General features: G+C 39.4%; 24 protein-coding genes. 16 read left to right on the forward strand and 8 right to left on the reverse strand.

The window, feature by feature from the left end; genetic code table 11:
• Window positions 1-3 precede the first annotated feature (3 nt).
• From EXE30_RS02350 to tssH, 6 genes are read right to left on the reverse strand one after another with little or no spacing between them, the layout of a single operon-like run.
• Window positions 4-960, reverse strand: coding sequence for a M15 family metallopeptidase (locus EXE30_RS02350; protein WP_130161028.1), 957 nt, complete (start codon window positions 958-960; stop codon window positions 4-6).
• Between the two features lie 3 nt (window positions 961-963).
• Window positions 964-1554, reverse strand: a complete 591-nt coding sequence (locus EXE30_RS02355) for a hypothetical protein (RefSeq protein WP_130161029.1) — start codon at window positions 1552-1554, stop codon at window positions 964-966.
• Between the two features lie 10 nt (window positions 1555-1564).
• Window positions 1565-2374: a type IVB secretion system protein IcmH/DotU gene (icmH, locus tag EXE30_RS02360; protein ID WP_130161030.1), complete on the reverse strand. Its 810-nt coding sequence runs from the start codon at window positions 2372-2374 to the stop codon at window positions 1565-1567.
• 10 nt (window positions 2375-2384) lie between these two features.
• Complete coding sequence (gene tssK, locus EXE30_RS02365) at window positions 2385-3749, reverse strand: type VI secretion system baseplate subunit TssK (RefSeq protein WP_130161031.1); 1365 nt, start codon at window positions 3747-3749, stop codon at window positions 2385-2387.
• A gap of 16 nt (window positions 3750-3765) precedes the next feature.
• Entirely contained in the window at window positions 3766-4863 is a 1098-nt protein-coding gene (tssA, locus tag EXE30_RS02370) for a type VI secretion system protein TssA (protein WP_130161032.1), read from the reverse strand.
• 27 nt (window positions 4864-4890) lie between these two features.
• Window positions 4891-7560, reverse strand: a complete 2670-nt coding sequence (gene tssH, locus EXE30_RS02375) for a type VI secretion system ATPase TssH (RefSeq protein ID WP_130161033.1) — start codon at window positions 7558-7560, stop codon at window positions 4891-4893.
• A 378-nt stretch (window positions 7561-7938) separates the two neighbouring features.
• Between tssH and EXE30_RS02380 the strand changes: the two genes are divergently transcribed.
• The 15 genes from EXE30_RS02380 to EXE30_RS02450 all read left to right on the forward strand — a co-directional run bounded on the left by EXE30_RS02380 (window position 7939) and on the right by EXE30_RS02450 (window position 24150).
• On the forward strand, window positions 7939-8652 hold the full coding sequence (locus EXE30_RS02380) for a hypothetical protein (RefSeq protein ID WP_130161034.1): 714 nt from the start codon (window positions 7939-7941) through the stop codon (window positions 8650-8652).
• Between the two features lie 16 nt (window positions 8653-8668).
• The gene (tssB, locus tag EXE30_RS02385; RefSeq protein ID WP_004805522.1) at window positions 8669-9172 is read left to right on the forward strand and encodes a type VI secretion system contractile sheath small subunit; all 504 of its coding nucleotides are present in this window, start codon (window positions 8669-8671) and stop codon (window positions 9170-9172) included.
• A complete protein-coding gene (tssC, locus tag EXE30_RS02390; protein WP_130161035.1) occupies window positions 9165-10646 on the forward strand; it encodes a type VI secretion system contractile sheath large subunit in 1482 nt (493 codons plus the stop codon). The genes tssB and tssC overlap by 8 nt, the downstream gene beginning before the upstream one ends.
• Before the next feature lie 137 nt (window positions 10647-10783).
• On the forward strand, window positions 10784-11287 hold the full coding sequence (locus tag EXE30_RS02395; RefSeq protein ID WP_005195657.1) for an Hcp family type VI secretion system effector: 504 nt from the start codon (window positions 10784-10786) through the stop codon (window positions 11285-11287).
• Between the two features lie 76 nt (window positions 11288-11363).
• Window positions 11364-11840: a type VI secretion system baseplate subunit TssE gene (gene tssE, locus EXE30_RS02400; protein WP_130161036.1), complete on the forward strand. Its 477-nt coding sequence runs from the start codon at window positions 11364-11366 to the stop codon at window positions 11838-11840.
• A gap of 12 nt (window positions 11841-11852) precedes the next feature.
• On the forward strand, window positions 11853-13661 hold the full coding sequence (gene tssF / locus EXE30_RS02405; protein WP_130161037.1) for a type VI secretion system baseplate subunit TssF: 1809 nt from the start codon (window positions 11853-11855) through the stop codon (window positions 13659-13661).
• A complete protein-coding gene (gene tssG / locus EXE30_RS02410; protein ID WP_130161038.1) occupies window positions 13625-14620 on the forward strand; it encodes a type VI secretion system baseplate subunit TssG in 996 nt (331 codons plus the stop codon). Before tssF ends, tssG begins: the two co-directional genes overlap by 37 nt.
• Window positions 14620-16044, forward strand: coding sequence for a hypothetical protein (locus tag EXE30_RS02415; RefSeq protein WP_130161039.1), 1425 nt, complete (start codon window positions 14620-14622; stop codon window positions 16042-16044). The genes tssG and EXE30_RS02415 overlap by 1 nt, the downstream gene beginning before the upstream one ends.
• Window positions 16045-16071: 27 nt before the next feature.
• On the forward strand, window positions 16072-19881 hold the full coding sequence (gene tssM / locus EXE30_RS02420) for a type VI secretion system membrane subunit TssM (protein ID WP_130161040.1): 3810 nt from the start codon (window positions 16072-16074) through the stop codon (window positions 19879-19881).
• Between the two features lie 37 nt (window positions 19882-19918).
• Window positions 19919-20878 carry a type VI secretion system-associated protein TagF gene (gene tagF / locus EXE30_RS02425; RefSeq protein ID WP_130161041.1) on the forward strand — a complete coding sequence of 320 codons (960 nt, stop codon included), beginning with the start codon at window positions 19919-19921 and terminating at the stop codon, window positions 20876-20878.
• A 2-nt stretch (window positions 20879-20880) separates the two neighbouring features.
• A complete protein-coding gene (locus tag EXE30_RS02430; RefSeq protein ID WP_130161042.1) occupies window positions 20881-21648 on the forward strand; it encodes an OmpA family protein in 768 nt (255 codons plus the stop codon).
• Between the two features lie 33 nt (window positions 21649-21681).
• Window positions 21682-21945, forward strand: a complete 264-nt coding sequence (locus tag EXE30_RS02435) for a PAAR domain-containing protein (protein WP_130161043.1) — start codon at window positions 21682-21684, stop codon at window positions 21943-21945.
• A gap of 134 nt (window positions 21946-22079) precedes the next feature.
• Window positions 22080-22847, forward strand: coding sequence for a molybdate ABC transporter substrate-binding protein (gene modA / locus EXE30_RS02440; protein WP_130161044.1), 768 nt, complete (start codon window positions 22080-22082; stop codon window positions 22845-22847).
• The gene (gene modB / locus EXE30_RS02445; RefSeq protein WP_004668992.1) at window positions 22844-23533 is read left to right on the forward strand and encodes a molybdate ABC transporter permease subunit; all 690 of its coding nucleotides are present in this window, start codon (window positions 22844-22846) and stop codon (window positions 23531-23533) included. Before modA ends, modB begins: the two co-directional genes overlap by 4 nt.
• A complete protein-coding gene (locus EXE30_RS02450) occupies window positions 23530-24150 on the forward strand; it encodes an ATP-binding cassette domain-containing protein (RefSeq protein ID WP_171457313.1) in 621 nt (206 codons plus the stop codon). The genes modB and EXE30_RS02450 overlap by 4 nt, the downstream gene beginning before the upstream one ends.
• Here EXE30_RS02450 and EXE30_RS02455 read toward each other — a convergent pair.
• Window positions 24145-24411, reverse strand: a complete 267-nt coding sequence (locus EXE30_RS02455) for a metal/formaldehyde-sensitive transcriptional repressor (protein WP_130161046.1) — start codon at window positions 24409-24411, stop codon at window positions 24145-24147. The genes EXE30_RS02450 and EXE30_RS02455 overlap by 6 nt on opposite strands.
• 57 nt (window positions 24412-24468) lie before the next feature.
• Here EXE30_RS02455 and dmeF point away from each other — a divergent pair, with 57 nt between their 5' ends.
• The gene (gene dmeF / locus EXE30_RS02460; RefSeq protein WP_130161047.1) at window positions 24469-25392 is read left to right on the forward strand and encodes a CDF family Co(II)/Ni(II) efflux transporter DmeF; all 924 of its coding nucleotides are present in this window, start codon (window positions 24469-24471) and stop codon (window positions 25390-25392) included.
• Between the two features lie 53 nt (window positions 25393-25445).
• Here dmeF and chrA read toward each other — a convergent pair whose 3' ends face one another.
• Window positions 25446-26786 (reverse strand): chromate efflux transporter, encoded by a 1341-nt coding sequence (gene chrA, locus EXE30_RS02465; RefSeq protein WP_130161048.1) that lies wholly within the window; start codon window positions 26784-26786, stop codon window positions 25446-25448.
• Window positions 26787-26935: the final 149 nt, after the last annotated feature.

Consider the following 26935-nt stretch of genomic DNA (forward strand, 5'->3'; position numbering starts at 1 on the left):
AGGTCAAGAAATATTGCTATTGACCTGACCTTCAGAGGTGAGCAATTCTGCCATTTCTTTGGTTTTCTTCAAGCCTGGCATACGATATTCAGTATGACCATAGTCTTTAATCGACTTCCAACGACCACCCCAAGTTAAACCTACGGATTCAGCAACTTGGCCATATAACTCATAGCCTCTCATCGCCCACGGATCGCGTTCAGTGATGACCACTTTACCATTTCGTTTAAATGCCACATCGGCAGCCAGTCCAAACTGATGATAGCTTTGATAACTTCTAGCTCGTGTGGTATTTGGATTTCCCGCCAACATATTCTGACGAGCAGGGCTACGATAGCCTTCCAATAACACCAGCTCGTATCCATACTGTTCCTTCATGATCTTAAAGACCATGAGTAAACGTTGCTTATAACGCGGATTCATCTTATCCCATTTACGGTCGACCATGTTGCTATCCAATGCGCCATGGGAATGTGTGATTGGCACTTCTATCTGTGATGCATCTACTGAACCATTATGTTGAGCGAGATATTCTTGTTCAATTCGTGTGGCTTCAACGAGAGCATCGTGAATCAGTGTTACATCGACCTCTGGTGGAGGACTGAGTATTTCACCATTCAATAAAGCATAAACCTGAGGATCTGTTTCTTTTAAATACTCAGCTTCGATACGCGTTGAATTAATAGGACGAGTGAATGCAAAGATGAGAATACTGGCAAATAAAAAGAAACCCGCAATTAATACCCACCACTGTTGTAAATGCCAATGCGATTGCAGTTTTTCAGGTGCTGCCGCTTGATGCATGTTTTCTGCAAACTGCATCGCATTGACGATTTTCTTTCTACTACTAGGGAGTAGCGATTGTAATAATTGTATGCATTTCGAGCGTAACTCATACGACATTAATAGCGTCAGTGTTACGGCGACGAAAATAAAACAGAGGGAAACAAACCAAATCATTGGTTATTTCAATTCATTAACAGTAAATGGCCGTTGGGTGACATTGATTTGTACCGTTGCTTGAGGTGCTTCTGCTTCAGGTTCTACTTCCTTTGCTGTATCAGTCTTAGTTGGCTGATTTGTTATTTTATTGACTTTGTCACTCACAGGTGTTTGCCCATTTTTGTTGTTGAGCTTGGGTGTGGTGGTGTGCGTTGTTTTTCCAGTATTTTGCTCACTGGTGAACGGAGAGGCACGTTGTGCTGTATTTACAGGTGGCGTCACGGCATGTTGGAAGAATTTATTTAAATCGCTACTTTCTGGTTGAGTAAAATTACTATCTTCCTCAGACTCGTTACTTTCTTGAGGAACATACTCGATCACTTGCGCGTTTTGAGAATCTTGTTGGACATTGGTTGGGGATGGCAACAATTCTTCAGTCTGTTGAGATTCTTGTATCTCCTGATGTGATTGTCCTTTAAAAAATATAAAGAATATCAAAAGACTAAATATGATTCCTGAAAGAAATCCGATGAATAAATAAATCACAGGTGATAAATTCTTTTTTTTATTGGTCTGTAATATGCGTAAAGAGGTAGGTCTTTCCTGAATCATGTTGCATCAACTAAGGTAAATGGATCGTGATATGTGCTTCTTCCGCTGGTGCTGAAATCACATTCTGATAAGGAGATAATGCACTCTGATTTTGTTGGGATAACATAAACTTCAACCCAGCAAAAGTCAGTGCAGCAAACACCAATAAAAATATTAAAATCCAGAAGAACGGTAGCTCATGATGGATAATATGTTTAATTTGATCAGGGATTGCTGCAAAAGGTGAAAAGGCTGCTTTTTTACCTTTGAGATAATCAATTTCATCACCTACACGTGCGACCAGATGATTTAAACTTTCAACAGATTCAAGTCTATATTTCCCTTGAAAGCCCAACAGTAAACAATAATGGAATATCTCAAGTGCGGCTAAGCGTTCTTTACCACGACTCCGGAGTTGTTCTAAGATCTCAAAAAAACGATAACCTGCTAATTGTGAACCAAATAAACTAAGTTGCAGAGGACTGACCAGCCACGTATTTTGCAAGTTGAAGTAAGCAGGGTCTTGTTGAGTGGCAATGGTTTCATCGATTAATGCACAGAATGCATATTTAGCATCATGAATATCATCGCTGGAAAATTGAAGTCGTTTCGCTTGCTGCTCAAAACGATTTAATAGATCTAAAATTTTAGTACGGAAATCACTTGGGTTTGAGGGGATATAACGATTACGAATTAGAAATACCAAATAGAATCCGTCATGCAACAGATCTATCAAATTTGTGGTTTGAGATTTATTTTGCGGGAGATTGGTTGTAGGTAGACCTGAACCAATTTTCCCATCATCAAATAAAGAAGGTATGCCCGTTGGATGTTGACTCATCGTTGTTCTCTTAGGTATTCATTACGGCAATAAGTTCGATCGTGATATCTTGAAAACCAGCAGGTACGTATACACAAATAGTTTCTGATTCAAGCATCTGTTGATACAATTCATGGTGTGGTTCAATCTCAAAATAACTTACACCTGAACGGACTGGAATAGCTGTCGGAACTTGCATTAAATGGTGCAATGGGACTGCTGGTAAGGCAGCAACTACACGTTTTTCAACATCAATGGTACTGCCCACTTTAAATCGTAATGGTACGATCTGAATAAGCTCATGGGTTTGCATCATACTACTTGAAACTGCAATATACAGACGAGTATCGCGTGTGATTTTGTCTGATTCTAAACTACCGACCCAATAAGATGGGCGAGTTTCTTTCAATGCAATGTTAAAGTATCGGTTGGAAATAATGGTATCTAACAGATCTCTTAAAATAACATCCAGCTGTTGGAAACTTTCTTGAAGCTGGTGGTGTTTGTAGTGTGGTAAATGATCTACGTCATAATTGGTGGAGAAGGTTAGTAAGGATCCAGTTAAACGTAATAGCTCTGAAAATAAACGCTCAGGGTGAATCAGTGGATACTGCAATAAATGATTCAAACCAGCATAAGCAGTGTTTAGTGCATTAATCAGCCAAAATGAAACAATATCTCCAGAACGGAATTCGATGAGTTTCTGTTCATTTTCTCGGTTACTGCTTTGAATGGTTTTGATCTTAGCTTTAATGACATTGAGTGTTCGTTTTAGGTTGCTGGTTAAAGCTTCTGATGCTGCAATATGTAAAATGGGTGGAATGAATTTCTGGTCTAACTCGAATGAACCTGAGCTTTGACGTTTTATCTTGCCAACTGCCAAATATAAGAAACCATCTAGATTTTGGCTCGGCTGAATATGTTGTTCAAGCAGTTTAAACTCTGCGCGACGACGCAGTAAGCTGAGCTCTGCGGGACTCGCATCGGTAAATAAATCGTGGGTTTCAGCTAAGTAATTATGATAACGACTAGAAAGTGAGTGATTTCCATCTGCAATATTTTTCTTGTTGGCTTGCAGAATCGGTAAGGCAAGATAAACAACCATTTCACCTTTTAGATTCAAGTCATCTAACAATAATGGTTCAGGGAGTAGATCTTGAGCGGGTGCGTGATAAATCTCACCATCTTGCCAGATGATTTCGATTTCTTCTAAAGCCAAAATATGGGTTGAAAGCTGAACTTGATCAAACTTGAGCTTTTGTACGCCATAAGCATAAGGAACCAAGGCCCTAATGGTATGGTTTAAACGCTGCTCGTGATACGTATCTTGAATTTGGAAATGCTGTGGACGTAAAAATAAGCCTTCGCCCCAAAGAATTTTTTCTGCTTTAAACATATCAATTTACCAGTAATTATTCGTATTCATTCTTTGGCTGAACGCCGAGCATGTCTTGCACCATTTGCAATGGATGTTCATCTTTAATGACTTGGCTTAACCATTCATGTAATGGCATTTGACTCCATTTAATTGTTTTTTGCAGCATATAACTCACGGGACTATGTGGCTCATTTTTTTGAAAATAAGTTGCAATCTCTTGCAGCACTTGCATGGCTTGTTCACGATTTTCAACATGAGATTGAACTTGCGGTTGAAAAGACAGTTGATTGTGGGTCATTGGAGCCTGAGCCGTAACTGGTTGAGTTATTGGTGAACTTGGTATTTCGACTTGGGTTGCGCTTAGTTGAGTAGATTGTTCAAAATGATCGGTTTTATAGATCTTTTTTAGACTAATATGAATCGTATCTAAACTTGAATCAATCGCTGCAAAGCTTGGTGAATCTAAGCCCAATAAACCATCTAAAACATTTTTAAGTACAGACCATTGCTGGAGGATTTCATTAAAATGTTGATAGTTTGAATATTGAAAGTTTTTATCTGTATTTAATAAAGCCTGTTCAAATTGCTCTAATTCAGTGTGGTTATTCGTACTATCATAATCATCACTTTGTTTACGACGAATATTTTCATGATAGAGAAAATTGTCATAATCGAGCAAATGATAAAAAGGCGAGTGATCAACTAACGAGACTTTTTTAATGAGTAACGGTAACTGGTTAATTAACCCCTGTAATAAACCAATGCGTTGATCAAGATCATCATCTTCAACTTCTGGGTGTATTGTGAGCCAGTATTCCTCAAGTAAGCGATGGCTTAATTCTAAGCTTTTAGCAATACCTGAAAAACCATAAAGATTTGCCCAAGCCTCTGAAAGCCACGTAAGCAAGCGAATATCTTTACTTTTAGATTGCAGCAAATCAATAGATGTAGATGCCACAAAATCCCAATCAGCTTGCTTAGGTTCGGTGACCCAATCCCCTTGATCCAACAAAACATCATCTTGCGTTCTCGCTTTTTTGATGCTGTGAAACTCATTGGAAAAAGAATAATCTTCACCACAAGGCGATTGCTCATGAATTGGTGTAAGTAATAGGGATATGTCCATATTCATAACAATTGGGGCTCAATCTCAAGAATCTTAAACGTCAGCTTTTGCTTTTTTACTCGAACGCTTTCTAGTTCCTTTTTCTACAGGATCTAATTGATAGCTAATATCCTCATCTTTGACGTCAATAATGATGAGTTTCGGTAGTTTATGCTCAGCTAAAGCAACGAGAATTTCAGTTGCAAGTGAAGGTAATACAGTCGAGTTTAGGATATTGTCCACATTTCGAGCACCACTATCAACTTCAGTACAACGGTTCAACAGTAGTTCGACAAGCTCGTCAGAATATTGAACTTTAGTGGCATATTGCTTTTCAATTCTAGAAACAATTTTACCCAGCTTATGTTTAATAATTCTGACTAGTAACTCATCATGTAATGGGAAGTAAGGGACGATCCGCATACGACCAATAAATGCTGGTTTAAATTGCTTATATAAGCTTGGTTTTAAGTGTTCGAGTAAATCTTCAGCATTTGGCCACTCTTCAACAGGTTGATTTAAGCAAGCCTGCATAATTGCACTTGATCCAGTATTTGAAGTGAGCAAGATGGTTGTATTTTTAAAATCAATGATGCGACCTTCACCATCTTCCAGTGTCCCTTTATCGAATACTTGGTAGAAAAGTTCCTGTACATCACTATGGGCTTTCTCGATTTCATCCAATAACACAACACTATATGGATTGCGGCGAACAGCTTCAGTGAGAACGCCACCTTGGCCATAACCAACATAGCCAGGAGGGGCGCCTTTCAAAGAAGAAACGGTATGTGCTTCTTGATATTCAGACATATTGATGGTGATTAAATGTTGTTCGCCACCATAAAGCTCATTGGCTAAAGCCAAGGCTGTTTCGGTCTTCCCAACACCACTTGGCCCAACTAACATGAACACGCCTTGAGGTTTATTGGGGTCTTCTAATTTGGCTTTAGAGGTTTTAATACCTTGCACCAATTGTTTAAGTGCATAGTCTTGACCCATGACTCGCTCAGCCAATTTATCCTCAAGCGTTAAAATCTGCTTAATTTCATCATTGACCATATTTCCAACAGGAATTCCTGTCCAGTCAGAAATAATTTCGTTAATAATTCTTGGTGTGACACGTTCAAAGACCAAAGGGCTTTGTCCTTGAAGTTTGATCAAATCCGCTCTTAAATCGGCGATCTGATTTTTGGTCTCAGCGTATTCATATTCAGCATTCAATTGCTGGATTTGTTTTACCAACGCAAGCTCTTGTTGCCATCGGCTTTCAATTGCTTGTATCTCATTTTCTAAAGTTGATAGTTCTTGGTTAAGCTGCTCTAAACGCTCATGATGGATCGGGAATTGCTGATGCTCATGGGTTAGAATTTGCTGTTCCAATTTCAAATTGTGTTGTTGAGCTTTGAACTGATCCAGAATAACGGGTTGGGCATTTTGAGTTAATGCTACACGAGCCGCAGCGGTATCTAACACGCTAATTGCCTTGTCGGGAAGCTGACGTCCACTGATATAACGATGAGATGCCTGAACAGCAGTCACAATGGCTTGATCATCAATATGTAAGTTGAAATGGTTTTGCATGACAGGAATCATGGCACGCAACATATCGATGGCAACCTCTTCGGTTGGCTCTTCTACTTTAACCACTTGAAAGCGACGGCTCAGGGCTGCATCTTTCTCAAAATATTGTTTATATTCTGCCCAAGTTGTAGCTGCAATCGTTCTTAATTCACCACGTGCCAAGGCAGGTTTAAGCAGGTTGGCAGCGTCATTCTGCCCAGCTTGACCACCAGCACCGATCAAGGTATGTGCTTCATCGATAAATAAAATAATCGGGTGGGTCGATGCTTGAACTTCTTGAATCACTTGTTTTAAACGATTTTCAAACTCACCTTTAACACTTGCACCAGCTTGTAATAGTCCCATGTCTAATACATGCAATTGTACATTTCTTAATGCTTCAGGCACTAAGCCTTGCGCTATTTTTAATGCTAACCCTTCTACAACAGCGGTTTTACCCACACCAGGTTCACCTGTCAGAATCGGATTGTTCTGGCGACGACGCATCAAGATGTCGAGCATTAAGCGAATTTCGAATTCTCGCCCAATAACAGGATCAATCTGCCCATTTTGTGCTTTTGTCGTCAGATTGATGGTGTATTGGTCTAATGCAGGCGTTTTTACAGTGGTAGCAGTTGCTGTATTTTCTTTTTGTGGTTCTATTGATGCTGTCGATGGTTCAGTTTGCGTTTGCTCGCTACTCTGACCACAAATATCTAAAAACTTGTGTTTCATAGTATCGATAGGGAATAGCTCAAACAAGCTCGACGCTCTGAAGGCAATTTGTTGTAAATCAGGGGCTGTTAACAGTGCGATAATTAAATGGCTACTCCGAATTAACGGTGTTTGCTCAGCAGATGCTAAAAGCCATGCTTGTTCAAATAACTTAACAATCGATTTTGCAAATATAGGGGTCCGAGTATTACCTTTGGGTAAAGAGGCAATTGTTTCTTTTAAATCATTAGTTAAAGCATCTGCGGAAATATTATTTTTTTGTAATAAAATAAGTAAATCATTCACTGGACTTTGATTTAATAACTCTACAAATAAATGCTCAATCTCAATCTCATAATTCAATTGATTAATGCAGTAATTGGCAGATTTTTCTAATGCAGCACGAGTAGGAGGTGATAGTTTTGTAATTAAAACCTTTAAATTACTCATTTATTACTCACAATAATTTTGAATATCAAGCCCCGCTAAGTAAGTTCAGACTTGATATTGTTGTTATATCTAAAATATATTTTCTGAATAAAATTAAAAACTTAGCTTTACTCTATCTGAGTGTACAGATTATTCTACAACAAAATATATTAATTTTAAATAGAAAGGGAGTACTATTCTTAAAAAAAATATTTGAGGTAATATAATTAAAATAATTTAATAATGTTAGAAAACGTAAATAGTATTGACTTTCTATGTGGTTTTTTTGTTAAATTCGCCACAATGTTCTAGGTGCACGAAATTGATGAGTAAGAGGGTTTTTTAAACAATAATTGTCGACTCTTCAATTATATAAGTTAAATAATTATGAGGCATATTTTGAAAAAAGGTATTGTAGTATCAATTCTTTGTATGGTTATGGGTAGTTTGGCTTACGCTGACGATCAAGAAACAAAAAGTGTTGATCAAGAAGCCAGCCTGACTGATCAAAAAATAAAACCAGTAAAGTTAAAAAGAAAGTGTGTCAAACAGAATCCATTAGTCGCGGGTCAAACGGACCAAGCGCTATTGAAAATTTATCAGCAGGTTTGCGATAAATCGAATGCTAATCAGGTCAATGATTTATTGGCTCAAGCGGCGATGAGAATGTACGAGTTAAAGCAACCAATGAATGCTTTGAGGCTGGCAACTGAGTTGCAACAGAAAAATATTCATGGTTCGACATTAACTGATGTCACTTTTTTGGCGAGTGTTGATATTGCAAACGATGCCTTGCAACACATGCGGTCTGATGAAATGCGTTATCTCAGTACTGATTTAACTTATCCACCTGCTAAGCAGCTAAGTGAGAATATTCGTACAGCATTACCTGCACCTGTGATCACGACCAAAGCCGTAGAAGAAGCACCAAAAAAAGAAGCTCGAACTACGAGTACCGCGAATCGACGTGTAGCGAGTCAGCCTAAAACACGAACCACTTCTGCGTCGCGTAACACCACACAGACTGCTGCACCAGCAAGTCGTCCAACAACCACAACACCAAGTGCTGTTCGACCGACAGGTACGAATCCATTCGCTTCGTTGAAAAAATAATCAAGGGTATAGAGTTATGGCAAAAAGAGAAAGCGTACAGAAAAAATTGCAACGTATTCGTCCACCTCGTGTGCAGCTCACTTACGATGTTGAAGTAGGCGATGGCAAAGAGTCTAAAGAGTTACCTTTTGTTGTTGGTGTAATGGGGGACTTTTCTGCTGCTTCAGAGCTTGAAAAGACCAAATTAAAAGACAAGAAGTTTATCAATGTTGATTTGGACAATATTGATGAAGTGATGGAGTCTTTAGCGCCAAGAGCAGCATTTCAAGTTGAAAATACGTTGACTGAAGAAGGTGGACGTATGTCTGTCGACTTAACCTTTAATTCAATGGAAGATTTTAGACCTGAGCAAGTTGTACAGCAGGTTGATCCTTTACGCAAATTAGTTGCAGCGCGTGAACGCTTAACGGACCTTCGAAATAAAATTTCGAACAGTGAGCGTTTGGAAGATTTATTAGATGAAGTGCTAAAAAATACGGATCAAGTACGCCAATTGAGCGCGGAGGCAGAAAATGAGTAATTTACAAACTGCAACTGCATCAAATGTAGAAGCTGAATCAGCAAATTTGCTTGATTCGATCGTAGAGCAAAGTCGTATTGCCCGCAATGATGACGAGCATGTTCGTGCTAAAAGTTTAATTGGCGAATTAGCCAAAGAAGTGATGGCAGGAACAATCACTGTTTCAGAAAATATGACCTTATCGATTGATAAACGTATTGCTGAAATTGATGCTTTAATTTCAAAGCAGCTTAGTGAAATCATGCACCATGAGCAGTTTCAGAAAATTGAATCAACATGGCGTGGGCTTTACTATTTCTGTCAAGAAACACCTTCTCACTCAATGATTAAAATTCGTATGTTAAATACGACCAAAAAAGAGTTGGTGAAGGACTTCCAAGGTGCTACAGACTTTGATCAGAGTACTTTGTTTAAAAAGATTTATGAAGAAGAATATGGCTCATTTGGTGGTGCACCATACGCTGCGTTAATCGGTGATTTTGAGTTTGATCGCACACCGTCTGATATGTATTTATTAGAGCAAGTTTCGCATGTCGCAGCGGCAGCTCACGCGCCGTTTATCTCTGCAGCGAGCCCCAATATTTTAGGTCTTGAATCATTCACAGATATTGATCGTCCACGTGATGTTTCAAAAATCTTTGAAACTGCTGAATACGTGCAATGGCGTTCTTTCCGTGATAGCGAAGATTCACGTTATGTCGCTTTGACCATGCCGCATGTTTTAGGACGCTTGCCATATCATCCTAAAGAAGGGACTGCGACTGAAGGCTTTAATTTCATCGAAGCGGTAACAGGTGAAGACCATAATGATTACTTATGGATGAATGCTGCTTATGCCTTTGGTACACGTTTAACTAATGCTTTCGATGCACATGGTTGGTGTGCTGCCATTCGTGGTGTAGAGGGTGGTGGTTTAGTGGAAGGCTTACCAGTACATACCTTTAAAACCTCAGATGGTGAAGTGGTCTTTAAATGCCCAACTGAGATTGCGATTACAGATCGCCGAGAAAAAGAACTCAGTGACTTGGGTTTCATCCCATTGGTTCACTGTAAAAATACAGATTATGCTGCGTTCTTTGGTGCACAGTCTGCGCAAAAACCGAAGAAATATGACAGTGATACTGCGAACGCAAACTCTGCACTTTCAAGTCAGATCCAGTACATCATGGCTGTCTCACGTATCGCACATTATTTAAAAGCAATGATGCGTGACAAAGTGGGAAGCTTTGCATCAGCAGGCAATGTTGAAGCCTTTTTAAACGAATGGCTCTCACAATATGTTTTGCTTGATGATGGTGCATCTCAAGAGGCGAAAGCACAATATCCGCTTCGTGAGGCATCAGTAAAAGTTGTAGAAGATCCTGCACAGCCAGGTCACTACAAATCTGTGGTCTTTTTAAGACCACATTTCCAGCTGGATGAGTTGTCTGTTTCTTTGCGACTCGTGACTGAACTACCGCAGTCCTCAAATTAAAAAATGAGATCAGCCAAAAGGGGAGGTTTGCACTTCACAAATGTTTGAGACTAAAGATGTTTTTTAGACGATTCAAAACATAGCTGAGGTGTGAACAGACCCTAAAATAACTTTAAATAAACAGAGGTAATTTTTAAATGAAAGATATATACGTTGAGTTTCGTGGTAAATACAAGGTAGATGGAGAATCTCGTGATTCAGAGCACAAAGGTTGGCTAGAAGTTAACTCTTGGTCTCACAAAATCCGTCAGCCTAAGTCTGCGACTTCAAGTAGTGTTGGGGGGCATACTGCTGAACGTGTTGAGCACGAAGATATGATTTTCCTTAAAGATTTGGACGCAACTAGTCCTAAACTTTGGGAAGCATGTTCTGCTGGTTATACTTTTGATGAAGTACAAATTGATTTTTATCGTGCAAACGGTGATAAGCGTATCAAGTACTTACAAATCAAATTGAAGCATGTTCTAGTTTCAAGTGTAACTCCGATTGTAAATGAAGAAGGTGTTCCAACTGAACAGTTCGGCTTGAAATACGCTGCTGTTGAGTGGACGTATAACCAACAAGATATTAACGGTACTGCGAAAGGTGCTGTTACTAAGAAATGGTCACTTTCTAACAATACAGCATCATACGCTGCATAATTAGAATCGTGATTTTTTCATAGAGGTTAATGATTCATTAACCTCTATTTCCCTTATCTTTCTGTTTTATCAAAAAATGAATTTAGATCATTTATATCCATATGGGTTTAGGTCAACACTGTTTGATCGCTTATTACCTGAGCATGAAGATTATTTAAGGGGATTGTCGATTCAACAATTACGGGAATCAGTTGCTCGTGATTTGGAGGATCTACTCAATACCAGAATTGCGCAGTTTGATGTTGATATGGATGAATATCCTCTCGCAAAGAAATCTATTTTGCAATTTGGGATCATTGACTTCGTCGGGCTTTCAACTGCAAATCCATTGGATCGAGATAAAATTTGTCAGTCAATTGAGCAATCTATTGCAGCCCATGAACCAAGGTTGAGACAGATTAAAGTTGAGATGTTATTAGACGGGCATAACATGGGGGCATTGTGTTTAAGTATCCAAGCTTACTTAAATATACATCCTTTATATGAGCCGGTTTTTTTTGATGCTTTATTAAAACCGACGACACAACAATATGTTATTTCTGCAAGAGCTTAGCGCGAGAGAACTGTGATAGAACAACTTTTACCGTATTATGAAAAACAATTACAAGAGTTCGGTCAACAATCTAGAGAGTTTGCACAGAAATATCCAAAGATTGCTCAACGATTATCACTGAACCAAGAACAAATCGATGATCCTCATATTGAGCGGTTAATTCAGGCCTTTTCATTGATTGCGGCACGGATTGATAAAAAATTAGCAGATAGCTATGACGTATTTACTTATTCATTATTTGAGGTGATGTTTCCTCAATATTTGCGTCATTTTCCAGCATGTACGGTGGTCAGCTTTGAAGATATTAATAAAATTAAACAGCTGACATCACCTCATCTTATTCCTCAAAAAACCGCACTGCGATCGCGTAGTTTTAAGGGCGTTCAATGTGAATTTAATACTACCAATGAAGTTCGGTTATTACCGATTGCTTTAACTGAATTGGATTTTCAAACTTCACCAAGTACGCATATGCATCTAAATCAGAATGCAACCTTGAGTTTGAAGTTTGAAGTGTTTAATGATGCTCAGCCTTGTTTGCTTGAAGAAAAACTACCGATATATTTAGATGCAATTTCAAATTTTCCATTACAAGTTTTAGATAGTATTTTCCGCAAAGAAACGGCTTTTTCTGTTCGTGTTGGGTCACGTATTGTTGAGATTCCTAATCCCTTTATGGTGATGGGTTTCAATGAACAAGAAAGTTTACTTCCTGTAGATCAGCATACACACCATGCTTATCGTTTATTGATGGAATATTTTTGTTTTCCTGAGAAATTTAATTATTTGAATCTCGATTTGAGTCAGTTGAAAGGAATTCTTCAACAACAACCGAATTTTGAAATTTTGATCCATCTTAAATTGAATCTGAATGATCAGGCTGTCGTGCGTAATTATTCAGAATTGAATATCGCAAATTTTAAATTATTTACCACACCTGCGATTAATTTGTTCGAAAAGCAGGCTGAGCCACAAAAAATAGCCCATACTCAATTGCAATACCCACTTGTGACAGATGCACATCATCCTGAGCTATATCAGGTGTATTCAGTGGTAGAAATGAATATGGTGCGGGAAAAAACCAATCAAGAACAAACGTATTTGCCTGTGCTTCCTTTCTTCGCAATGAGCCATTACCATAACGATAAAGTACAGTTCTTTTATGCGTTAAATTATTTCCCATCTTCCAACAAAACCATGCAAATGGGATATTCAATTGTTTCAAAGCATTTAAAACCGTATGAAATAAAATCTGATTTTATTAGTACCAAGTTGTTGTGCTCAAATGGCGACTTACCACATGAGGCTTTGGGGCAGAGTAATAATATCTTAAATCTAAACGATAGTAGTTTGGCTCGACGTGCTTTGATTCTCAAACGCCCAACGTCTCCTTTTGAATTCGATAAAAATAAAAATGAACAGTGGCGGATTATTTCTCATCTATCATTAAACACCTTGGCATTGATGAAAGGCGATGCACTCAGTCATGTCAAAGAATTGTTGGCCTTATATAATTTGCCGCATTCCAAAGAAAATATTTTATTGATTGATGCCTTGAAAACATTAAACTTTTCTACGACCAATAAACTGGTGAATGCGAAACCATTTCCCATGTTTATAAGAGGAGTAAAAGTAGAGTTAGCTGTGAATCGTAGTGTGTTTAGAGGGCACAGCTTATATATTTTTAGTCAATTACTCAGCCATATTTTTAATCTTAAAGTACAGATCAATAGTTTTGTCGATGTGATTGTTAAAGATAGCCTTAACCAACAGGAGATATACCAATGCGTTCAGAACGTTGGTGGCAAGACGCTTCTGTAGTTGATCAGCTCTTTAACAGGGCGGGTACTTTTGAGTTTATCCAGTCAGCTCGGCTGTTGCGGCATGTGCCTCACTCATCTGTCTCTCGAGATTGGTCAGAAGATTTTAAATTTGAAACATCCTTTAGTTTAAGCTTTCCTGCGACTGAAATTGAAGAATTACGCTATCAGGATGAACGTATTTATTTAACAAATCTTGTTGTGGGTTTAACTGGTACGCAAGGGGCACTGCCTTATACTTATACCAATAAATTAAAGCAAAGTTCTAGACAGCAAAGACTTGAAGCCAAAGAGTTTTTGGGATTGTTCAATCATACTTTAACTGCAAAGTATGTGGATGCAAGTCTGACCTATAATTTGCCGATACGCTATGAAATCGAACAGGATAATCATTATCTCGATATTCTGCACGCTTTAAATGGTTATATTAGCTCCCAACATGAGCAGCAAGATTTAGAAGAATACTTTGCGGAATTTGCAGGTTTGATGCAAGGGCAGAACAACACCGCGCATGCCTTGAAAACTGTATTGACCTGCATGTTTAATGAGCAGGTACATATTCAGGAATTTGTGAAAGAAAAATTCCAATTAAGTGAAGAACAGAAGACCAGTTTAGGTGGAAAAAATCCAAGTTTATTGGGTGTGAATACTTTTTGCGGGGATACCGTACAACAAATTGATGGCAAGATTGAAATACAAATTGGTCCATTAAAACGTGCGCAGTATTTGGCCTTTTTACCCGAACAACCCTTAAATAAAAAATTGAAGCATTTGGTCCAAACGTGGTGTAGTCCAACATTGTTTATCGATGTTCGATTGATCTTGGATAAAAATGAAATTAGCCCGATTGGTTTAAATTCAACTCATGAAATTGGTTTAGGACAAGGGGCATTTTTAATGCCATCCACACAATTAAAACATAACATTGAAACGCGTTATGCACTGTTAGGGGCGGCATAATGGTTAAGAAGATTATTGCAATATTTATCAGTTGTTTCATTTTGGTTGGGGTGATTGTCATTTATTTTTGGCGTGACACACAATTCCAACCACAGTCTAATGATCTTATCCGCTACTTTGTATTATTACCGCTGTTAATTACAACCGCGCTAATTTCACCATGGTTGATTTATCAAGCTTATCAAAAGTATAAAGATAAAAAGCAACAAGTTGTAGCCAATGCGCAAAACCAAAACGTGGATGCTACTGAACCAACACAAGTTCAAAAAAGCACGTGGTTGCAACTGAATATTTATGCTTCTGGGGCATACAGTGCCTTAGGTGAAAATGATTCTACCCTTGAAGGCATCCAAATGTTGGCGGGTCCGCTGTTAGATAATAAATTATCGGGTTCGCATGGATTGCCTGTTTTGTCTTATCGTATCGAAGCATTAGATCAATTGCTCAGTGAAGATACCACTGATGAGGACATGCAATTTATAACGACGCGACAACAGCGAATCATGCTACTTATTCAGCATCAAATTCAACAGCATAATGAACTTCTGAACGCGATCTCAGCTCATTTACAACATTCTAGCCTGTTTTACGAAAGTCAGAATTTACATGAGTATCGTATGCATCCAGCTTGGATTGATCCAACAGTATCGAGTGATGAAGAAACTGAGTTGAAACAGATTGAACCGGTCTATCGTTTAGATAAGCTCAATGTGCATATTATTCTTTCTGAGGATGTGATTCATACTTGGAATGATCAAAGCAGTCATCAAAGTATTCAGGCTATTTTCTATGAGTTGGGGATCATCCCTCAAAAGTTTTATATTGAATATCACTTCATAAGTCGATCATCTGTCGATCAGTATCTGATTGAATTGTTTGATCGAATCCAAAAACAATCACATGAAATTGCATTGATCATTGCAGCTGATTCTGAGCTTGATCAAGATATACTTGATGAAAAGATTTGGGGTAAGAACGCATATACCCCTGCTGAATTTGTCAGCAGTTGGTGTGTTACATCACCTGTGGTTGAGATAGAACAGTTACAACCTTTAAAGACATTAAAGCTTGTATCAAATCAAAATAATTTAAAGCAAATTTTTGATGAGCTAGATATTCATGATTTACCACAATATGAGGATGAAGTGCCTTTTGTCTTGGTGGTTGAAGATGGTGCTGATATCAAGGTTGTTAAAAAACTAGAACAGTTTTTTGCACAAAGCCCTGTTGAACCACATCACTATCTTTATTGCCAACCGATGGCAGGGCACACTCAAAACGTCGCAAAAGTTTTTGGATTGATGTTAGGAGCACAGCTTCCAGATCCACAGGTTGCTTTTGTGTATAGCCAAGATTTAAAAGCATTTATTCAAACTTTTTCTGAGATCAATCAAGATCAGGAAAGAGTAGCAATTGCTGATTGATTAACTTTTTAAGAATTCGAGAACTCAATGTACATCATTTTAGGTTATCTGTGGCAGTACATCACCAATCCTAAAGCAATTATTGCCTTGTCTTTATTTGTGGCACTTGTTTCTTCCTATTCGGTTATTCCACGTCATATTTTTTTGGCTTTGGCTGCGACGTATGTACTGGGTTTAATCGTCTATGGCATTTATTGGTTGATCCAAAGAAAACGCCACGCCGCGCAGGGTGAAGAGTTAGCCAATGCGATTGAGCAAGAAAGTAGTGCTGAACACGGTCAACAAAAAGACAAGGCTGAATTACAGTTAATCCATCAGCAGATGAAAGAATCGATTCAGTTGATTCGTAAATCAAAATTAGGCGATAAAAAAGGTAATGCTGCGTTATATGAATTGCCGTGGTATATGGTGATTGGTAATCCAGCTGCTGGAAAGAGTTCAGCAATTTATAACTCAGGATTAAAGTTTCCTTTTGAAGAAACACATCAAAGAATGGTCTCTGCTGGTCTAAGTGGGACACGTAATTGTGATTGGTTTTTCTCTACAGAGGGAATTTTACTGGATACCGCAGGGCGTTATTCGGTGTATTCAGAAGATCATTCTGAATGGTTAGGCTTCCTCAATATTTTAAAGAAAAATCGCTCAAAAGCCCCTGTAAATGGCTTGATTGTGATTGTGAGTATCGCTGAGTTAGTCAGTCAGAGTCCTGAAAGTTCATTGAAATTGGCCAAGAACTTACGCGCTCGTATTCAAGATTTAACCGAAAAATTAGAAGTTGTGGTTCCAGTCTATTTGATTTTCTCTAAAATGGATTTGATTGCTGGATTTACTGAATTTTTTGATTGTTATGAATCGCAAGAATACAATCAAGCTTGGGGGGCGACTTTGCCTTATGAGCAAAACTCTTCACAAAATGCTGTCGAATTATTTGATAAACATTACACCTTACTTTATGACGGTTTGAAAAGCGTAAGTACGACACATCTCAGTCGTCGTCATTCGCAAAACATCTCACCAAGTGTCATGACATTCCCACTGGAATTTAAAACATTAAAGCCTGCACTTAAGAGCTTTATTGGGACGTTATTTGAAGATAATCCCTATCAGTTCCAACCAGTATTCCGTGGTTTCTATTTTACCAGTGCTTTGCAAGAGGGCGTGATTGAAAGCCCGATGACTGAGAATATTGCACAAGAGTTTCAGCTTCAGCATATCCCAAATAGTACCCAAGAAGGCATCACCCCATCTGTCGCGCCGAATCATGGTTATTTTTTACAGGGATTATTCTCAAATGTCATTTTGCGAGATAAGGATTTAGTTAAACAACATATTAACCCCGCTAAAAAACGTCAACGCTATATCGCCTTTATTGGTGCGTTGGTGGGCGTGTCACTGATATTGGGAGTATGGGTCTGGTCATATCGTAATAATCAACAGTTGATTAATGATGTACAGGCAGATCTAGACAAAGTTGTGCATCTAGAAAAGTCCTCTGGAGGACAGCTATCAACTCAACTTGAAGCCTTATTAATATTACAAGAGCGTCTACAACAACTGGATGAGTTCGATAACAATCGCCCGCTCAAGTTTAGTTTTGGCTTATATCAAGGCAATCAATTGCGTGAAAGCCTAAAAACTGAATACTTGAAAGGCATCAAGCAGATCGTATTGACACCGACCCAGCAAAATATTGCCCAATATTTACAACGTGTTAAAAACAATGAAACAACGTTGAAAGAAAATCATGTCAATGTCGAAATTAAACAAGTCGCTAAAACTCAACAGTATTTAGAGCCGTCTGATAGTAATCCACAAGATGCTTACAATGCGCTTAAAGCTTATCTGATGATGAGCAATCCTGAGTATATGGATAGCAGTCACTTGAGTGATCAAGTCTCTCGTTTCTGGCGTTCTTGGCTAGATAGCAATCGAGGCCAAATGCCACGTGGCGAGATGATTCAAGATGCGGAAAAGATTCTTTCCTATGCGATGACCTTAGCCAATCAAAGTGGTTTCCCTATCTTGGAAACTGACGCGCAAGTTGTTGATCAAACGCGTCAAGTACTGTTGTCTGTCGTTCAAGGTATGCCAGCACGCGATCGTGTTTATAATGAAATTAAAATGCGTGCTGCAGTGCGTTTCCCTGCGGTAACCGTTGGTCAAATTGTTGGCGAGCAAAATCGAGGTATCGTGTTAGGTAGTTATGCATTGCCAGGTGTTTTCACACAGAAAGCTTGGGATGAATATGTGGAAACCGCTATCGATGATGCCGCAAACAAACCAACAGACAGCAAAGATTGGGTGTTGAACAGTCGTCAATCCGATGATCTTACTTTCTCTGGTAGCCCAGAACAGATTCGTAAACAGTTGGTGGCTTTGTATAAACAAGAATATGTTGCGGAATGGAAAAAATTCCTGAATGGTATTTATTATGCAAAAGCGGATCAGTTTAGCCAACAAGTCAAAAATATAGATGTTCTAGGTGAACCACAAAACTCACCAATCCGTGTGTTATTACAACGCATAGCTATCGAAACCAATTGGGATAATCCGATTGTACAAGCAGAATTGGCGATTCCTGAAAAAGGCTTTATTGCGTGGTTTAAACGTAAAGTTTTGAGGAATTCGGATGATCAGCGCACTGTTCAAGCCATGAATAAAGCACAGGGTGCAATTTCGCAAGAGTACCAAATGTTCTATCAATTGGTGCGTAAACGTGATGATCTACAAGACAAATCATTATTTGATGAGTACATGAACAATCTCGCGCAAGTGCGTAGTAAGTTCAATGACCTCAAAACAGCAGGTGAGATTGGACCAAGTGCAATGGCATTGGTGAAACAGACCATTACTGATCAAACTTCTGTCTTTAACATTACTCAGAAATATGTTGATGAGAAAATGATGGTGGGTATGAAGGAAGCTGATCAGCAAGTGGCGCAGAAATTATTGATGAGTCCGTTGACGCAGGCATTTTCAAGTTTGATCCTGCCAACTCAGGATGAGTTAAATAAACTTTGGGGTATACAAGCGTATCAACCATTCCAAACCAATCTCAGTCAGAAGTATCCATTTAATTCTAGTGTGACACTTCAAGCAACCAGTAATGAAATTGGTCAGATCTTTGGTGAAACAGGTAGTATTTCTCGTTTTGTGAAAGAGGCTTTAGATCCATTTGTGATTCGTCGTGGTTATGTGCTGACTTCTAAAACTTGGAAAGATTTAGGCATCAGCCTGAATCCACAATTTGTGATGGCTTTCCAACAATATGTCGCACCAGTGAATGGTATGGCGACGGGCAGTTTGGATCAGCCGGCGGCTGCGCCAGCATCGAATCAATCTAACTTCCAGTTTTATCCATTACAGAACCCACAATTCTTGTCTTATACCATTGATATTGATGGGCAACGTATGGTCTATGAAAACGGTATTCAACAATGGGTGAATTTTGTTTGGCCAAATAAAGGCGCGATTCCAGGTGCTCGCATTACTGCGATTGATCTAGAAGGACAAACTCATACTATTTTTGATGAACCTGGTGAGTACGGGATTAATCGCTTGATTGATAGTGCACAACGTAAAGAGCAGAACGGTAGTTTTGAGATGCTCTGGAAGAGCAAGGCAAATCCAGCATTGGCGTTGAAAGTAAACTTTAGATTAATCAGCGGCAATAGTTCAGGCAACGTCGGATCAAGTCGTGGTTATGCAGATTTAAAACTTGTGGATAAAGTGGTAACCGAGAAAGCAGTTCGCGTTGTCGCTGCTCAAACCACACCAACCAACGCTGCTGCATCACAACCCTCTACTGTTTCGCCATCTCAAGGAGCAACACCGTAATGATTAGGATGATCAAGCAGTACCATGAGGGGGGCGTATGCAAGCGGTAAAAACTACGCCATTGTATTATGGAAAAACACCTGCTCGTGGGGATTTCATTAAATCTAAAGGCCAATATGCGTTGATTCAAGTGCTTGATCAGTGGATCACTGAAGCACTTGAGCATGCAATGCAAGCACCTGAGTTTAAGCAGCGCTACGAGACTTTGCCTGCTTTAGATTTCTTTATTGCAAATCCTTCGGAATCAATGTTCTTGGTCGCAAACTTGATTGCCAGCCAAGATAGCTCAGGACGAGCATTCCCGATGGTATTGAGTCAATTATTAGAGATTGAACAGCCTTATCAAAATCTGTTGCTTGCACCTTATTTTTATAAGTCGGTATTGGTGGATTTATTTCAACGAAATCGAGTATTACGCAGTATCCGCGATACGGATGTGATGTTGGATAAGCTCAACAATTTACCCAATTTAGTTCAGGTTTTCACCGCATCAGAATGCAATAGTTTTTATGAAAATCATACATTGCATTCATTTGCTCAATTGATGAAAATCAATGTCTATCAACTGGTACAAAGTATGATCGGCTTGGGGCTTTTGCTCCAGCCAATCTTAAAAAATGGCACCAGTCGTCTGAATAAAGTACTGATTTTGCCAATCAATAATCATATGTATAGCTATGAAATTGCTGCCTTTTGGGTGGGAATGATTGGGCGCTTTTTAGAAAAAAGTAATACAGAAATATTGATTGGTATCTTGCATCGGGAAGACCCTATTTTATTCATCGGTTTTCAAGGGGCCGATATCATGGCGCTAAGTGATCTGTTTACCCAGAATATGCAGAGTGATCATTGGGTATCTTTGATCCAAGCCGAGTGGATTGATGCTTATCTTGAGCAGAATGCAGGTCTTGCCACTTTAGAGCAATCATTGTGTCAACGTCAGTTAAGCCTTAATCAAGGTTTAAAGTTATTTCGACAAACTTTTTTAGATGAATAAATATGACAAATAATACGAAATTTATATTGGGTAGCTGTGTTGTCGGTTTATTGAGTTTAGCACTGAGTCCTATAGCCATCGCAGCACCGATAGTGGTTGAAGGCGTTGTTCCTAATGAGGCAAGCAAACAGGCGATTTTGGTTAAAATGCAGTCGGTTTATGGTGCAGATCAAGTGGTAGACAAGATTCAGGTTCGTCCTGTTTCAGCGCCAAGCGGTTGGAGCGATTCGGTGACACGTGTCATTACACCAGATCTCAAGAAAGTGAAGCAGGGACAACTACGAGTACAAGGGACTCAGATTGAACTGACTGGGAAAATGACAAATCCAAATGAGATTCAACCTACAGCATCAAATTTCCAGTCTTTAGTGCAACAGCCCTATCGGTTCAATGCTCAGCTTTCTGTAAATCTGGCTGAGCAAAAGGTCATTGATGATGCTTTAAAAGATCGCATTATTGAATTTGAATCAGGCAGTGCGATTTTAACTGATGCAGGTAAACGTATTTTGGATGAAATGGCCGTTGCTTTAAATAAGGTCGGTGGTAAGCAAGTCCGAATCATTGGGCATACCGATAGCTCGGGTGATGCCAATAAAAATACAATTCTGAGTAAGGAGCGTGCTGTTGCTGTACAAGATTATTTAGTCGCTAAGAATATTGCGACTGATCGTTTAAGTACCGAAGGTAAGGGCTCAAGCCAACCGATCGCAGACAATGCAACCGCTGATGGCCGCCGTAAAAATCGTCGAATTGAGTTTGAAGTACTTTAGTTTTTTAGCATTAAAGATGCGAGGGATGTGATTATGGCAACACCCTATATTGTGATTGGTTGTCCAACAACTGGTGGTGGGAAGGTTATTTCTGGAAATAGTAGCTTCTTGATTGAGGGTATTCCGATTGCTTGTGTAGGAGATAAAGCGACTTGCCCTAAGCATCAAACTGTTTCAACGATTATTGCAGGCGATCCAAATATGCTGGTAATGGGTAAAATAGCTGCACGAGTCAATGATCCTCTGTCTTGTGGTTGTAAATTGTTGCCGAAGCAAAATCTAGCGGTAAAAGGCTAGATTTCTCACTTATCGTTATTTTTAGCGACATTTACCAGTGAACAAAACTGGCTAATTGTGGTTTTTCGTGTATCTTTATTAGGCGTTATGTTTATGGAAACATAGCGAATCCGAGGAAGGTAGATAGAACGCCTATGAAGATTAAAGCAGCATGCTTTGCAACAATATTGTTTGCAGGAAATTTATCGTTAAGCGCAAATGTATTGGCGAGCAATACAGTAACGGTCTATGCAGCTGCAAGTCTGACGGATGCAATCAATGAATTAACTCAGCATTATCAACACGAAAATAAAGTCAAAATAAAAACCTCTTATGCAGGTTCGGCAACCTTGGCCAAACAGATCGAAGCAGGAGCACCAGCGGACCTTTTTATTTCCGCTGATGTAGATTGGATGAATTATTTACAAAATAAAAAACGAGTCACGGCTCATCATCGGATCAACTTACTCAGCAATCGTTTAGTCCTGATTAGTCCAAAAGATCGTCCAATCAAGATTAAAATGCAAAATAGCTTTGATCCTCTGAGTGTGATTCGAGGTCGGGTTTGCACAGGAGATACCAAAAGTGTGCCTGTTGGACGATATGCAAAGCAAGCGCTAACATCGTTGGGCTGGTGGGGGAGCATAGAGCCCCGTCTCGTTGCAACGGAAGATGTACGCGCAGCTTTAAATTTCGTGGCACGTGGTGAATGCCACGCGGGAATTGTTTATGCCACAGATGCCGCGGTGACAAAGAATGTGCAGATCGCCGCCGTATTTCCTGAAAATACCCATACACCGATTATTTATCCTGTTGGATTACTTAAGAACAATACAGAATCCGTAAAGTTCTATCAGTTTCTGCAAAGCCGAGAAGCAACTTCTATATTTAAAAAATATGGCTTTAGTGTACTGCCGCAATGATGCTTACACCTGAAGAGATCGAAGTCCTGAAGCTGTCATGTAAAGTGGCAGCAACTTGTCTCATTTTTAGTTTAATTCCTGCCACCTTGATTGCTTGGATATTGGCGCGAAAAGAGTTTTGGGGAAAATCACTATTAGAGACGCTGGTGTTTTTACCGTTGGTGTTGCCACCAGTGGTGCCCGGTTATTTACTATTGCAAGTTTTTGGAAACAATGGATTTTTAGGGCAGTATCTCGCACCATTCGGGATAGAGTTTGCATTTAACTGGAAAGGAGCGGTGCTTGCATCGGCAGTGATGGGGTTTCCGTTATTGGTACAATCGATACGACTTGCAATTGAACTGGTCGATCAGCGTTTAGAAATTGCGGCAAAGAGTTTGGGTGCTTCTTCATTTGGTGCATTTATGCAGGTGACTTTGCCATTGGCCAGTAGTGGTATTCTAGTGGGTAGTATTTTATGTTTCTGTCGAAGTTTAGGTGAGTTCGGTGCGACCATAACCTTTGTTGGTAACATTGCCAGTGAAACGCGAACCTTACCTTTAGCGATGTATAGTCTCATGCAGCAACCTGATACTGAAGCCGCCGTTTGGCGCTTGATTATTTTGTCACTGACCGTTGCCTTTTTTGCCTTATGGTTTGCGCAGTGGTTCAATCGCTATCAGAAAAATAAGCGTGGGTATGCGTGATGATCGATTGTCATATTCGTTTACAACAAGGTCAATTTAGTCTTGATCAGCATTTCCAGTCGGATCATACAGTTATTGGTTTATTTGGCGCGTCAGGTTCAGGAAAAACCACAATTTTACATAGTATTGCTGGCATAATTACTCCCCAATCTGGCTGGATCAAGGTTCAGAATCAGACATGGTTTGATCACTGCCAAAAAATTAATTTAAGCACGCAACAACGCCGTGTCGGATTAGTTTTTCAGGATGCACAACTGTTTCCACATAAAAATGTGATGCAAAATTTATTGTTTGGATTTAAGCATATTCAGCCACAGCAGCGACAGTTTGAGGTGGACTACATTGTAGAGTTACTCAAATTAGGTCATTTGATTGATCGGATGCCAATTAAACTTTCAGGAGGAGAGAAACAGCGTGTGGCCTTGGGCCGAGCATTGCTTTATTCACCGCAACTATTGCTCTTGGATGAGCCATTATCTGCCTTAGATGCTGCTCACAAAGCTGAGATTATTCCTTTTTTTCAAAAGGTGATACAGGATATTAAAATCCCGATGCTGTATGTCAGCCATGACAAAGCAGAAATAGAGCAACTCACAGATGTGATGTGGTATTTATAAATAGCGTTGCAATAAGCTTAGAAACTTCTGAATTTCTTCGTCATTCACCTGATTAGTGTCTTTTAAAACGTGTTCTTTTAAATGTTGTTCAATCAATTGATTCATGAGTCCATTGACAGCACCTCTAATTGCAGCAACTTGTTGCAATACATCCATGCACGACTGATCGGGATGGGTCAACGATTTCTCAACAGCATTAAGCTGACCTTGCAGTCTTTTTACTCGATTTAAAATTTTTTTGTCCTGCTGTAGATGTGCCATTATTTTTCTCCAAAAAAATAATATACTGGTAGGGAGTATATTTTAAAGTTAAACAATATGCAGCATAGTAACTTGAAACGTCGTCATTCTCATCAATTTGATCAGGGAAATCCTTTAGCTCAAAAAAGAATTTTAATTGCCACGCTATTGACTGCGGTCATGATGATATTAGAAATTCTAGGTGGTTGGATTTTTAACTCCATGGCTTTGCTGGCAGATGGCTGGCATATGAGTTCACATATGTTGGCTTTGGGGTTGGCCTATTTTGCTTATCGTATGGCGCGCCATTATGCCCATGATCCGCGGTTTAGTTTTGGAACGTGGAAAATCGAGGTACTGGCAGGTTATAGCAGTGCGATTTTATTGATGGTCGTGGCTGTGTTAATGGGTGTTCACTCGATTGAAAGATTGATTAATCCCGTCACGATTCATTTTAATCAAGCAATTCCGATTGCGATTGTGGGCTTAGCTGTGAATCTGATTTGTGCTTGGTTACTGCATGAGGATGGACATCACCATCATGGCCATGATCACCAGCACCATCATCATGAACATCACCATGATTTAAATCAGAAAGCTGCTTTTTTGCACGTGGTTGCTGATGCTGTCACCTCTGTATTGGCGATCATTGCTTTGTTTGCTGCAAAATATTTTGGATGGAATTTTCTGGATGCGGTACTTGGTATTCTAGGCGCAATATTGGTTGCAAAATGGTCATGGGGATTAATGCGCGAAACAGGAAAAACATTGCTAGATGCAGAGATGGCGCATCCGCTCGTTCAAGAAATACAGGACGTAATTGAACAGTTTCCTCAGGTTGAAATTACTGATTTACATGTGTGGAAAGTAGGTAAGGGCAAGTTTTCTTGTATTCTCGGATTAGAAACAGGAGCCATGGATTTAACGCCAGATCGAATTAAAGCGGGATTGGCCATTCATGAAGAAATTGTACATGCATCTGTCGAGATTCATTATATTTAATCTTGAAGCGATTCGCGTTAATAAGTGGACAACGCGAATCGCTATTTTCAATCTTATATGAGATATAAAAGCAAACCACATAATGCCGAAGCAAAGATCACATACAGCACATTGATCTGGAATTTAAATAATGCAATTAAAGCGGCAAGAGTCATCAGTGCAGCTTCAAAATTAAATCCCTGATCAAAACCATTAGGCCACAGTACATGGTAGCCAAAGAACAGTGCGAGATTTAAAATTACCCCAACCACTGCTGCAGTGATCGCAGTAAGTGGAGCTGTAAATTTAAGCTGGTTATGGGTAGATTCGATGACAGGTGCACCCGCCAAAATAAATACAAAAGAAAAGAGAAAGGTAAACCAAGTCACGATCACAGCGCCAATTGCGCCTGCGAGAAATAAATGTTCAGTTCCCAATAAAGCAGAATTGAAAGCGCCAAGGAAACCGACAAAAGCCACCACCATAATCAGCGGCCCGGGGGTACTTTCACCTAATGCGAGCCCATCAATCATTTGCGTTGGGCTAAGCCAACCATAATATTCAACGGCACCTTGATACACATATGGCAAAACTGCATAAGCGCCACCAAAGGTGAGTAAGGCAGCCTTAGTGAAGAACCATGCCATTTGGGTATAAGTATGTTGCCATCCCAGCGTTAAAGACAGCATTAAAATAGGGATGCACCATAATAATCCTGCAATACTTAAAATCTTGAGCAGATTTCCCCAGCGGAAAATAGCATGACTAGGCGGCGGTGTATCATCATCAATCACTGCTGTACCATAACGCTTTGAAGTATTTGCGTGGGCATTCTGCTGAGTAAACAATAGTGGGTATTTTTTGCTGATTAAATAGCCAAGTATTGCTGCACTGAGGATGATAAGTGGAAAGGGAATATTAAAGAAAAATATCGCGATAAATGCGGCTACTGCAATGCTCCATAAGCAAGGATTCTTTAATGAACGACTGCCAATTCTATAGGTTGCATGAAACACAATCGCTGTGACAGCGGGTTTTATGCCGTAAAAAAGTCCTGCAATAATCGGAACGTCACCGAATTGGATATAGATCCATGAGAGTATGATCAGAATAAATAATGAGGGTAGAAAAAACAAAATGCCAGCAACCAAACCACCGATAGTGCGATGCATTAACCAACCAATATAGGTGGCTAATTGTTGCGCCTCTGGACCAGGAAGCAACATACAGTAATTCAATGCATGTAAAAATCTTTTTTCAGAAATCCAGCGTCTGCGTTCGACTAATTCTTGGTGCATCACGGCAATTTGACCAGCTGGACCACCAAAGCTAATAAAACCTAACTTTAGCCAAAATAAAAAGGCTTGCCAAAATGGAATCGTTGGAGCTTGGTTTGGTGCGTCAGCTTGTTGCATGATTTTTCTCAGAACGCTGTTGATTTTTTCACATAAACGATATCGTCTATGCACTTTAATAACAGCGAATTATAGGTGAGTCAGTTTTATTCGTCTTGTATATTTTGCATGTGTATTTATTCAAAAAAATGAAAATGCCATAAATATTT

This window comes from Acinetobacter halotolerans (assembly GCF_004208515.1).
Taxonomy (GTDB): domain Bacteria; phylum Pseudomonadota; class Gammaproteobacteria; order Pseudomonadales; family Moraxellaceae; genus Acinetobacter; species Acinetobacter halotolerans.

What these genes read in the sequence shown, in the direction of transcription:
- EXE30_RS02350 (WP_130161028.1), bottom strand. Translation starts at nt 960, where the DNA reads ATGATTTGGTTTGTTTCCCTCTGTTTTATTTTCGTCGCCGTAACACTG.
- EXE30_RS02355 (WP_130161029.1), bottom strand. Translation starts at nt 1,554, where the DNA reads ATGATTCAGGAAAGACCTACCTCTTTACGCATATTACAGACCAATAAA.
- icmH (WP_130161030.1), bottom strand. Translation starts at nt 2,374, where the DNA reads ATGAGTCAACATCCAACGGGCATACCTTCTTTATTTGATGATGGGAAA.
- tssK (WP_130161031.1), bottom strand. Translation starts at nt 3,749, where the DNA reads ATGTTTAAAGCAGAAAAAATTCTTTGGGGCGAAGGCTTATTTTTACGT.
- tssA (WP_130161032.1), bottom strand. Translation starts at nt 4,863, where the DNA reads ATGAATATGGACATATCCCTATTACTTACACCAATTCATGAGCAATCG.
- tssH (WP_130161033.1), bottom strand. Translation starts at nt 7,560, where the DNA reads ATGAGTAATTTAAAGGTTTTAATTACAAAACTATCACCTCCTACTCGT.
- tssB (WP_004805522.1), top strand. Translation starts at nt 8,669, where the DNA reads ATGGCAAAAAGAGAAAGCGTACAGAAAAAATTGCAACGTATTCGTCCA.
- tssC (WP_130161035.1), top strand. Translation starts at nt 9,165, where the DNA reads ATGAGTAATTTACAAACTGCAACTGCATCAAATGTAGAAGCTGAATCA.
- EXE30_RS02395 (WP_005195657.1), top strand. Translation starts at nt 10,784, where the DNA reads ATGAAAGATATATACGTTGAGTTTCGTGGTAAATACAAGGTAGATGGA.
- tssE (WP_130161036.1), top strand. Translation starts at nt 11,364, where the DNA reads ATGAATTTAGATCATTTATATCCATATGGGTTTAGGTCAACACTGTTT.
- tssG (WP_130161038.1), top strand. Translation starts at nt 13,625, where the DNA reads ATGCGTTCAGAACGTTGGTGGCAAGACGCTTCTGTAGTTGATCAGCTC.
- EXE30_RS02415 (WP_130161039.1), top strand. Translation starts at nt 14,620, where the DNA reads ATGGTTAAGAAGATTATTGCAATATTTATCAGTTGTTTCATTTTGGTT.
- tssM (WP_130161040.1), top strand. Translation starts at nt 16,072, where the DNA reads ATGTACATCATTTTAGGTTATCTGTGGCAGTACATCACCAATCCTAAA.
- tagF (WP_130161041.1), top strand. Translation starts at nt 19,919, where the DNA reads ATGCAAGCGGTAAAAACTACGCCATTGTATTATGGAAAAACACCTGCT.
- EXE30_RS02430 (WP_130161042.1), top strand. Translation starts at nt 20,881, where the DNA reads ATGACAAATAATACGAAATTTATATTGGGTAGCTGTGTTGTCGGTTTA.
- EXE30_RS02435 (WP_130161043.1), top strand. Translation starts at nt 21,682, where the DNA reads ATGGCAACACCCTATATTGTGATTGGTTGTCCAACAACTGGTGGTGGG.
- modA (WP_130161044.1), top strand. Translation starts at nt 22,080, where the DNA reads ATGAAGATTAAAGCAGCATGCTTTGCAACAATATTGTTTGCAGGAAAT.
- modB (WP_004668992.1), top strand. Translation starts at nt 22,844, where the DNA reads ATGATGCTTACACCTGAAGAGATCGAAGTCCTGAAGCTGTCATGTAAA.
- EXE30_RS02455 (WP_130161046.1), bottom strand. Translation starts at nt 24,411, where the DNA reads ATGGCACATCTACAGCAGGACAAAAAAATTTTAAATCGAGTAAAAAGA.
- dmeF (WP_130161047.1), top strand. Translation starts at nt 24,469, where the DNA reads ATGCAGCATAGTAACTTGAAACGTCGTCATTCTCATCAATTTGATCAG.
- chrA (WP_130161048.1), bottom strand. Translation starts at nt 26,786, where the DNA reads ATGCAACAAGCTGACGCACCAAACCAAGCTCCAACGATTCCATTTTGG.